9 protein-coding genes and 1 tRNA gene are annotated in these 9,604 nt (G+C 66.3%); 7 read left to right on the top strand and 3 right to left on the bottom strand.

All coding sequences use genetic code 11. The annotated features are described in order from the left end of the window. Nucleotides 1-323 precede the first annotated feature (323 nt). Nucleotides 324-1,256, bottom strand: a complete 933-nt coding sequence (locus tag E3T24_RS12650; RefSeq protein ID WP_134366875.1) for a hypothetical protein — start codon at nt 1,254-1,256, stop codon at nt 324-326. Between the two features lie 58 nt (nt 1,257-1,314). After that, nucleotides 1,315-1,385, bottom strand: a tRNA-Gly gene (locus tag E3T24_RS12655). 72 nt (nt 1,386-1,457) lie between these two features. Between E3T24_RS12655 and dcd the strand changes: the two genes are divergently transcribed. Together dcd and E3T24_RS12665 are read left to right on the top strand one after the other, a co-directional pair. Beyond that, nucleotides 1,458-2,081, top strand: coding sequence for a dCTP deaminase (gene dcd / locus E3T24_RS12660; RefSeq protein WP_134366876.1), 624 nt, complete (start codon nt 1,458-1,460; stop codon nt 2,079-2,081). 60 nt (nt 2,082-2,141) lie between these two features. Continuing rightward, nucleotides 2,142-2,663, top strand: a complete 522-nt coding sequence (locus E3T24_RS12665; protein ID WP_134366877.1) for a hypothetical protein — start codon at nt 2,142-2,144, stop codon at nt 2,661-2,663. Here the strand turns inward: E3T24_RS12665 and E3T24_RS12670 are convergent. After that, the gene (locus E3T24_RS12670) at nt 2,660-3,988 is read right to left on the bottom strand and encodes an MFS transporter (RefSeq protein ID WP_134434681.1); all 1,329 of its coding nucleotides are present in this window, start codon (nt 3,986-3,988) and stop codon (nt 2,660-2,662) included. The genes E3T24_RS12665 and E3T24_RS12670 overlap by 4 nt on opposite strands. Nucleotides 3,989-4,176: 188 nt before the next feature. On the opposite strand from E3T24_RS12670, the gene dnaK reads away from it, so the two are divergent. Genes dnaK through E3T24_RS12695 form a run of 5 tightly spaced genes read left to right on the top strand, consistent with a single transcriptional unit; the run spans nt 4,177 to nt 9,266 of the window. Beyond that, on the top strand, nt 4,177-6,045 hold the full coding sequence (gene dnaK, locus E3T24_RS12675) for a molecular chaperone DnaK (protein ID WP_134366879.1): 1,869 nt from the start codon (nt 4,177-4,179) through the stop codon (nt 6,043-6,045). Beyond that, complete coding sequence (locus E3T24_RS12680) at nt 6,045-6,668, top strand: nucleotide exchange factor GrpE (RefSeq protein WP_134366880.1); 624 nt, start codon at nt 6,045-6,047, stop codon at nt 6,666-6,668. Before dnaK ends, E3T24_RS12680 begins: the two co-directional genes overlap by 1 nt. Next, nucleotides 6,661-7,665: a DnaJ C-terminal domain-containing protein gene (locus E3T24_RS12685; protein ID WP_134366881.1), complete on the top strand. Its 1,005-nt coding sequence runs from the start codon at nt 6,661-6,663 to the stop codon at nt 7,663-7,665. The genes E3T24_RS12680 and E3T24_RS12685 overlap by 8 nt, the downstream gene beginning before the upstream one ends. 2 nt (nt 7,666-7,667) lie before the next feature. Further along, nucleotides 7,668-8,108, top strand: coding sequence for a MerR family transcriptional regulator (locus E3T24_RS12690; RefSeq protein ID WP_134366882.1), 441 nt, complete (start codon nt 7,668-7,670; stop codon nt 8,106-8,108). A gap of 27 nt (nt 8,109-8,135) precedes the next feature. Next, nucleotides 8,136-9,266, top strand: a complete 1,131-nt coding sequence (locus E3T24_RS12695; RefSeq protein WP_134366883.1) for a methyltransferase — start codon at nt 8,136-8,138, stop codon at nt 9,264-9,266. Nucleotides 9,267-9,604: the final 338 nt, after the last annotated feature.

Here is a 9,604-nt window from a genome sequence, read left to right on the forward strand (position 1 = left end):
TCAAATCATCCGACGCCCTCATCGCCCTCGCCATGCTCAGCCTCGGCGGCCACAAACCCGTGCTCCCCGGCCGGGTTTAACCCACGGTTACGACAGGAGAGCCGAGATTCTGCCCGAAAATACGTTTTCGGCCTGTTTTGGGCCCGATTCGGGCAAAATCTCCGTCGAATTCGTTCGGGCACGCATCGACCACCGCCGTGCGGACTCGTCCGGCTAGCTGTTGCCGCGCTCCCAGAAACTCGGACCGACGGGTTCCGTGAAGTCGCTCCGGGCGATGCTGTCGGGCTGGTCGTGGCCGGGCGAGTCGGAACTCGGCGCGGGATTCAGCGGGTCGTGACGGACCCTCCGAGCGAGGCGATGGCGCGGAGGAGGCGTGGGCCGGCGGCGAACCAGGCGACGAGCATCAGGGCCAGCGACGCGGCGAAGATCCAGAAGCCGGTCCAGCCGTCGTCGCTCTGCGCCGCGTACATGTGGTTCAGGTTGCGGAGCGCGCCGGTGGCGAAGACCAGGGTGACGTGGATCACGATAAAGAACAGGAAGAAGACCATGACGCCGACGTGGGCGACCCGGGTCGGGCCGAGCGGGACCAGCTTGCTGAGCCGGCGTGAGGTCCAGATCGGCGACAGACGGATGCCCGTGGCCAGGGCCAGCGGAGCCGCCACGAACACGATGAAGAAGTAGCTCAGGGTCTGGAGGGCGTTGTACTTCACCCAGCCGTCGCCGACCGGCCAGTTCAGGGAGGCGTACTGGATGGCTGCCGAGACGGCGTTGGGGATGATGCCCCAGCTGACCGGAACAATGCGAACCCACTGGCCGGTGGCGAAGAGCAGCACGTAGAAGGCGAGGCCGTTCAGCACCCAGAGGGCGTCGACCGTGAGGTGCACCCAGACGTTGATCCCCATCCGGGTGGGGGCTCCCGCGGTGCGGAGGAGGCCCGTGTTCCGCCGGGTCCAGAACATGGCCGGACGTCCCTGGCTGCGAATCTGCCAGCCCGAACGAACGATGAAGAGGATGAAGAAGGCGTTCAGTCCGTGCTGCCAGGCGAGCCAGGCCGGAAAGCCGACGGGTGCCCAGGTGGGTAACGCCGAGGCCCCCGGGAACTCGGCCAGGAAAGACTGCATCTCCGGCAGGGTACGAAGCCCCTTGGCGGCGAGCACCACCCCGGCCAGCAGCGCGATCGCCACGGGGATTGCCCAGGCCAGCTTGAACCAGACGCCACGGCCGGAGCCGATCTGACCGGCGCTGTCCGGTGTCACCGGCCGCCCTGTCGCACGATCGAGCAGTTCGGCATGGGGTTCTATCTTTCTGATGAAGAGCGGATGACGGGAATCGAACCCGCGCTATCAGCTTGGGAAGCTGAAGTTCTACCATTGAACTACATCCGCACGTCCGATCAGCGGGCGAGCCCGGATCGGAACGGTGCCAGCATATCAAGTCCGCGCCGTTAGGCTGGACCCGTGCTGCTCTCGGATCGCGATATCAAGGTTGAAATCAACGCGGGACGAATCAGTCTGGAGCCCTATCAGGCCGACATGATCCAACCGTCGAGCATCGATGTGCGTCTGGACGGCTTCTTCCGCCTCTTCGACAACCACAAGTACCCCTACATCGACCCGGCCGAGGACCAGCCGGATCTGACCCGGCTGATCGAGACCGCCGCCGACGAGCCCTTCATCCTGCACCCGGGCGAGTTCGTGCTCGGAGCGACGTATGAGAAGGTCACCCTTCCCGACGATGTGGCCGCCCGGTTGGAAGGAAAGAGCTCGCTGGGGCGGCTCGGGCTTCTGACGCACTCCACGGCCGGCTTCATCGATCCCGGTTTCACCGGCCACGTGACGCTCGAACTGAGTAACGTGGCGACTCTGCCGATCAAGCTCTGGCCCGGCATGAAAATCGGGCAGCTGTGCTTCTTCCGCCTGAGTTCGCCAGCCGAGCGCCCCTACGGATCCAGTGAGTACAGCTCGCGGTACCAGGGTCAGCGCGGGCCGACCGCCTCGCGGTCATTCCTGAACTTCCACCGCACGGATGTCCGGCCGTCGACCGGCCCGGCTACCGATGCGGACCTCGCCCGGGGCGAGTAGCTCCGACTCCCGGAGGCACCGGTTCATACGGATGCAACATACGCCCGGTAAAATCGGGGAATGACCACATCCGTGCCCAGTTTCACCGAGGCGCTCGTCGCCCCGGGACCGACGCCCGAGTACCCCGGACGGATGCGCCGGTTCGGCCAGCTCGTCGGAGCCTGGGCGGCGAAGGGGTCGCGCCTGAACGAGGTCAGCGGCGAATGGACCGAACGCGAATTCACCTGGATCGTCGAGTTCGTGCTGGACGGGCGCGCGGTGCAGGACGTGGAACTCGTCGTGAGCGGCTCGCATCCGACCGGCTTCAAAACCGTCTCGACGGCCCTACGGGTGTACGACCCGGATGCCGGGGCCTGGCGGGTCAGCTACTTCGCGCCGGCCGAAGGGGAATACTGCCACCTCGTGGCCACCCCGCACCGCAACGGTCTGCGCCAGGACGGCACCGGCACCGACGGTCGGCCGATCCGCTGGAACTTCGTCTCGATCACGGCCGACGCCTACGCCTGGGAGGGCTGGGTGTCCAACGACGAGGGCACGACCTGGCTGCTGGTGGAGCACAACGAGGCCACGCGCATCCGTTAGCCGATCTGGTCCTGCATGGCCTTCACCGGCAGCAGCAGCAGCAGCCCGGCGAGCAGCACCAGCATGATGCCGAGGATGCCCCAGTAGGTGGCCCCGAAGATCGTCACCATCAGGGCAAACATGGTCGGTGCGAGAAAGCTCACGGCACGGCCCGTCGTCGCGTACAGGCCGAACACCTCCCCTTCGCGGCCGGCCGGGATCAGCCGGGCCAGGAAGGTTCGGCTGGCCGACTGGGCCGGTCCGACGAAGAATGTGAGGGCCAGGCCCGCCGTCCAGAACACGATCTGACCGCCGTCGTGCAGCAGGAATACGAGGCTGCCGCAGACGATCAGGCCGATCAACGCGGTGACCATGATCGGTTTCGCGCCCAGCCGGTCGTCCAGCGACCCGGAGATGATGGTGGCGATACCGGCCACGACGTTGGCGGCGATCGCGAAGATGATCACCTCGCCGGGCGAGAACCCGAACACGGATGCCGCGAGCACGCCGCCGAATGTGAACACCCCGGCCAGTCCGTCCCTGAAGATCGCGCTCGCCGCGAGGAAGTAGACCGTATGGCGACTGGTCCTCCACAGGCGCGCGATGTCCTGACCGAGCACGACGTATGACCGGAGGAAACTCACGCGCTGCCGGCGCGTGGCGGCGGAGGAGCGGTATTCGGGCACCGACAGCAGCACCGGCAGGGCGAACAGGCCGAACCAGGCGGCCGCGATGAGCATCGCGACGCGCACCGACAGCCCGTTGTCGCCGGTCACGCCGAACAGGCCCACCTCCGGGCTGATGAAGCCGAAATACACGATGAGCAGGAGGACGATGCCGCCGAGGTACCCCATGCCCCAGCCGAAGCCGCTGACCTTGCCGATGGTGCGGGCAGTGGAGACCTGGGCGAGCATGGCATTGTAGTTGACGCTGGCGAACTCGAAGAAGACGTTTCCGGCCGCCACCAGGAACAAACCGAGCAGCAGGAAGTCCGGAGACGCCTGCACGAAGAACATCGCCGCGGTGAGGGCCACGACGATGAATGTGTTGATGCCCAGCCACAACTTGCGCCGCCCGGCCGTGTCCGACCGCTGGCCGGTGACCGGGGCGAGCACGGCCACCAGGATGCCGGCGATCGCCAGGGCCCAGCCGAGCTGGGCGGAGATGACGTCCTTGTCGCCGAACGCGGTGCCCGTGATGTACACGGTAAAGACGAAGGTCGTGACGACCGCGTTGAACGCGGCGGATCCCCAGTCCCAGAAGGCCCAGGCGAAGACGCGCCCTCTGCTGATCGCGCCTGGCAGTACCTGGGCGTCCGTGCCGCCTTGCTCCGTAATCCCGGTCATGCGCTGAGGCTAGTGGATCGCGGTAACCGACACGCAGCGTCGTGTGGTGAATCTTATAGTTGAGTCACTCACGCTCAACTCTCAGCTGCCCGGCTTGACTCCGATTTGAGACACTGGCACACTTGAGCCTGCACCACTCAACTCTGAGAAATCAGGGTGACCACAATACTCTGAAGGAGAACGCACACATGGCCCGTGCAGTAGGCATCGACCTCGGAACCACCAACTCTGTGGTGGCCGTCCTCGAGGGTGGAGAACCCACCGTCATCGCGAACGCCGAAGGCTTCCGGACCACGCCGTCCGTCGTCGCCTTCACCAAGGACGGCGAGGTGCTGGTCGGCGAGACCGCCAAGCGCCAGGCCGTCACCAACGTCGACCGCACCATCTCGTCGGTCAAGCGCCACATGGGCACCGACTGGAACGTCGCCATCGACGACAAGAAGTTCACCCCGCAGGAGGTCTCGGCCCGCATTCTGGCCAAGCTCAAGCGGGACGCCGAGGCGTACCTGGGCGACAAAGTGACGGATGCCGTCATCACCGTTCCGGCGTACTTCAACGACGCCGAGCGCCAGGCCACCAAGGAAGCCGGCGAGATTTCCGGCCTCAACGTGCTCCGCATCATCAACGAGCCCACCGCGGCCGCTCTGGCCTACGGCCTGGACCGGGGCAAGGAAGACGAGCTCATCCTGGTCTTCGACCTCGGCGGCGGAACGTTCGACGTCTCCCTCCTCGAGGTGGGCAAGGACGACGACTTCTCCACCATCCAGGTGCGTTCCACCGCGGGGGACAACCGCCTCGGCGGCGACGACTGGGACCAGCGCATCGTGGATCACCTGATCAAGAAGTTCAAGGAAACCACCGGCGTCGACGTCTCCAAGGACAAGATCGCCAAGCAGCGTCTCAAGGAAGCCGCCGAGCAGGCCAAGAAGGAACTCTCGAGCAGCATGTCGGCGAGCATCCAGCTGCCCTACCTGTCGCTGACCGAGAACGGCCCGGCGAACCTCGACGAGACGCTCACCCGCGCCCAGTTCGAGAAGATGACCGAAGACCTGCTCGACCGCACGAAGAAGCCGTTCCAGGACGTCATCCGTGAAGCCGGCGTCAAGGTGGAAGACATCGCCCACGTCGTTCTCGTCGGCGGCTCCACCCGCATGCCCGCCGTGTACGAGCTCGTCAAGGCCGAGACCGGTGGCAAGGACCCGAACAAGGGCGTCAACCCGGACGAGGTCGTCGCCGTCGGCGCCGCGCTGCAGGCCGGCGTGCTGAAGGGCGAGCGCAAGGACGTTCTGCTCATCGACGTCACCCCGCTGAGCCTCGGCATCGAGACCAAGGGCGGCATCATGACCCGCCTGATCGAGCGCAACACGGCCATCCCGACCAAGCGCAGCGAGACCTTCACCACGGCCGACGACAACCAGCCGTCCGTCGCGATCCAGGTCTTCCAGGGTGAGCGCGAATTCACCCGCGACAACAAGAACCTCGGCACGTTCGAGCTGACCGGCATCGCGCCCGCCCCGCGCGGCATCCCGCAGGTGGAGGTCACCTTCGACCTCGACGCCAACGGCATCGTGCACGTGTCCGCCAAGGACAAGGGCACCGGCAAGGAGCAGTCGATGACCATCACGGGCGGTTCCTCGCTCGCGAAGGAAGACATCGAGCGCATGGTGCGCGAGGGCGAAGAGCACGCCGCCGAGGACAAGCGCCGCCGCGAGGCAGCCGAGACTCGCAACACGGCCGAGCAGCTCGCCTACTCGATCGAGAAGCTGATCAAGGAGAACGACGAGAAGCTGCCCGAGGACGTCAAGTCCGAGGTGCAGGCCGACGTTGACGCCCTCAAGTCCGCGCTCGCCGGAGACGACGACGCGGCCGTGAAGACCGCCTTCGACAAGCTCAACGAGAGCCAGGGCAAGCTCGGCGAGGCCATCTACAAGTCCAGCCAGGCGGATGCCGCGCCCGGCGCCCCGTCCGACTCCGAGCCCACCGCTGAAGCGGGCAACCCCGACGAAGACGTTGTCGACGCCGAGGTTGTCGACGACGAGGACGAAGCGAAGAAGTAATGGCAGACGACACGAAGCGTCCAGAGGACGAGCCGTTTGAAGAGGGGGCACCCGTCGAGGGTGCCCCCGGGGCGGGCGGCGCGGAGCAGTCCGCGTCGGAGCCTTCCGAATCGGCGGACGCGGAGTTCTCGGCCGAGGGCATCGAAGAGGACGAGCTGACGGTGCAGGACATTCTGGACGCCGCCAACCGCGAAGTCGCCGAGCCCACGAGCGAGCACCTCGCCGACCTCAAGCGCGTCACGGCCGAGTACGCCAACTACCGGCGCCGCACCGAGGCGAACCGCGAGGTCGAGCGCGAGCGCGTCACCGTGGACGTCGTCAAGGGTCTGATCCCTGTGCTCGACGACCTCGATCGTGCTGAAAAGCACGGCGACCTCACCGAGGACTCGGCGTTCAGCACCATCGCGGCCAAGCTGCGGACGAGCGTCGAGCGACTGGGCGTTAAGCCGTTCGGCGCCGTCGGCGAGCCGTTCGATCCGACCATTCACGAGGCGATCTTCCAGCTGCCCACAGCGGATGTCGACACGGAAACCGTCGGGGACGTGATCGAGACCGGTTACTTCCTCGGCTCATCTCTCCTGCGCGTGGCCAAGGTCGTCGTTCAGGTACCGAGCGATGGCTAGCCAGGACTGGTTCGATAAGGACTTCTACAAGGTCCTGGGCGTCTCGAAGGACGTGACCCCGGCTGAGCTGAAGAAGGCGTATCGCAAACTCGCCCGCAAGTACCACCCGGACTCCAACCCGGGCAATCCTGCGGCCGAGGCGAAGTTCAAGGAGATCAGCGAGGCACACTCGGTGATCGGTGACCCTGCGCAACGCAAGGAATACGACGCCGTGCGCGCGATGGGCGGTGGAGCTCGCTTCACCGCCCCGCGCCCCGGCGGAGGCCAGGCCGGAGGCTTCGACGACGTCTTCGGCGGCATGTTCGGCGGCGGAGCGCGTCAGCAACAGCCCGGCTACTCCTACGAGCAGGGCGGGTTCGATGACCTGCTCGGCGGCATGTTCGGCCGCGGCCAGGGCGGCGGATTCGGCACCTCCAGCGGCGGTTTCCGCGGCTACGGCGGACCGACCCGGGGCCGGGACGTGGTCGCGTCGACCACGGTCGACTTCATCACGGCCACCCATGGTGACCAGATCACCCTGCAGACGCAGGATGGCCGGGCCATCAAGGTCAAGATTCCGGCCGGAGTGGCCGACGGGCAGAAGATCAAGCTGCGCGGCCAGGGGCAGCACAGCCCCGACGGCGGCGAGGCCGGCGACATCGTGCTCACCGTCAACGTGCGCAAACATCCGGTCTTCGAGCGGGATGGGCTGAACCTGCGAGTCGCGGTTCCGGTCACGTTCGTGGAGGCGGCTCTCGGCGCCACGATCGAGGTGCCGACCCTCGGCGGCGCGCCGGTCAAACTGCGCATCGCCGCCGGCACGCCGAGCGGCCGCGTGCTCCGGGTCAAGGGGCGCGGTGTCGTGACGCCCAAGGGCACCGGGGACCTCCTGGCCGAGGTGCAGGTCGCCGTTCCGTCACACCTGTCGAAGGACGCCGAGGAGAAACTCATGGCCTTCGCCGAGGCGGTGCCCAAAGAGAACCCGCGCGACGATCTTCTGGCGAAGGCGAGAGACTGACGGTGGATGAGAACACCCGGGTCTTCGTAATCTCGATGGCCGCCGAGCTTGCGGGTATGCACCCGCAAACCCTGCGCCAATACGATCGCCTGGGGCTGGTGAGTCCCGACCGCACACCCGGTCGGTCTCGCCGGTACTCGATGCGGGATGTGGCGAAGCTGCGTGAGATCGCGGAACTGGGCGCCGAAGGCGTGAGCCTTGAAGGCATCCGTCGCATCCTGGGGCTGGAAGACCACGTGCGCACCCTCGAATCCCGACTTCGGGAACTCGAATCGGCCCTGGCCGATGAACTGCTCAACCGTCCGGGCCGCCGCGTCTTCGCGGCCGGCTCGGCCGGTGAGGTCATCTCGATGCGTGCCGGCACCCGGACGCGGCGGTCGAATCAGATCGTCATCTGGCGCCCGCTCGATCACGGCGCCCTTCCACTCAAACGCCGGGAATAGGGCCCCGCGCCGGGCTAGCCTGAGGGAATGTCTGATTTTTCCTTCGACCGTCTGCGGCGCTACCCCGATGTGGAGGCCGATAACCTCTTCGCCGTGGATGCGAGCGACCGGCTGATCCTTGATCAGGCGGCCGATGCGCTGGGACCGGCAGAGGCCGGCGAGGTCGTCGTGCTCGAGGACAAATACGGGGCGCTCACCCTCGGCGCGGCGGCGCTGGCGGCTGCCCGCGACATCCGGGTGCACCAGGACGCACTCTCCGGGGAACTGGCCCTCGCCCGCAATGCGGCCGAGGCCGGTCTCTCCGACCGGTACCGCTCACTCGAGCTCGGCGAGGACCTGCTGGTGAATGCACGCGTGGTGCTGATGCAGTTGCCACGCAGCCTCGCCGCCCTCGATGAGCTTGCCGCCGCCATCGCTCGGTTCGCGGCACCGGACGTCGTCGTGATCGCCGGCGGGCGCATCAAGCACATGACCACGGCCATGAACGAGGTGCTTAGCCGGCATTTCGGTTCAGTCTCCGTCTCCCCGGCCCGGCAGAAATCCCGGGTGCTGACGGCATCCGTCCCCCTCCTGGCCGCAACGGATGGAGCCGTCTGGCCCCAATTCGTGGTTCATGCCGATTTAGGTCTGACGGTCAGTGCGCATGGGGCCGCTTTCGCCGGGACCACGATCGACATCGGTACGCGCTACCTGCTCGAGTTCTTGGACCGGATGAAGCCGGATGCTCAGGCGGCCATCGACCTCGGCTGCGGCACTGGCGTGATCGCGGCCGCCCTCGCCCGGCGTCGGCCGCGGTTGTGCGTGATCGCCACTGACCAGTCGGCCGCGGCCGTGGCCTCCGCCCGGGCGACCATGGCGGCCAATGAATTGCTGGATCAGGTCACCGTCGTGAGAGATGATGCGTTGAGCAGCCAGCCGGATGCGTCGGCGGAGCTGATCGTGCTGAACCCGCCGTTCCACATCGGTTCGTCGGTGCACGCCGGCATCGCGCTCAAGCTCTTCGACGATGCGGGGCGGGTGCTCCGACCGGATGGTGAGCTGTGGACGGTGTGGAACACCCACCTGGGCTACCGTCCAGCGCTGACTCGACTGGTCGGGACCACCCACCAGGTGGGTCGGAACTCCAAGTTCACCGTCACCGTATCGACGAGGCGATGACCGGGCGCGGGCCGCTCCGGCCGGGATCGATCAAGGCCGCTTGAGGCCATCGAAACCCGACACGCCCGGGATGCTGGAGCAAGTTGCGCGTCCCCGGTATTCACCGTAATGTCATTCAAGTCACCCCACAGGTTCGGAAAGCCGCAGAGCTTCCCGCCCTCAAGTGGGACGAAGGTTTTAGTTTCTTCTCATTCGCCTTTCCCGTTCAGGGAGCGACTGAGTAGAAACCAAGATGGTAACTCCCTCCGGCTGATGGTCGAGTTGGGTTTAGTGGTTGTTTGAGTTTGCTTTGGCGAACTGGAGATGAGCTGCTGGCCTCGATTTGACACGTTCTTGCC

The sequence above is a fragment of the Cryobacterium sp. TmT2-59 genome (genome assembly GCF_004403545.1).
Lineage (GTDB): Bacteria > Actinomycetota > Actinomycetes > Actinomycetales > Microbacteriaceae > Cryobacterium > Cryobacterium shii.

What these genes read in the sequence shown, in the direction of transcription:
- dnaK (WP_134366879.1), top strand. Translation starts at nt 4,177, where the DNA reads ATGGCCCGTGCAGTAGGCATCGACCTCGGAACCACCAACTCTGTGGTG.
- E3T24_RS12665 (WP_134366877.1), top strand. Translation starts at nt 2,142, where the DNA reads ATGACCACATCCGTGCCCAGTTTCACCGAGGCGCTCGTCGCCCCGGGA.
- E3T24_RS12695 (WP_134366883.1), top strand. Translation starts at nt 8,136, where the DNA reads ATGTCTGATTTTTCCTTCGACCGTCTGCGGCGCTACCCCGATGTGGAG.
- E3T24_RS12670 (WP_134434681.1), bottom strand. Translation starts at nt 3,988, where the DNA reads ATGACCGGGATTACGGAGCAAGGCGGCACGGACGCCCAGGTACTGCCA.
- E3T24_RS12680 (WP_134366880.1), top strand. Translation starts at nt 6,045, where the DNA reads ATGGCAGACGACACGAAGCGTCCAGAGGACGAGCCGTTTGAAGAGGGG.
- E3T24_RS12685 (WP_134366881.1), top strand. Translation starts at nt 6,661, where the DNA reads ATGGCTAGCCAGGACTGGTTCGATAAGGACTTCTACAAGGTCCTGGGC.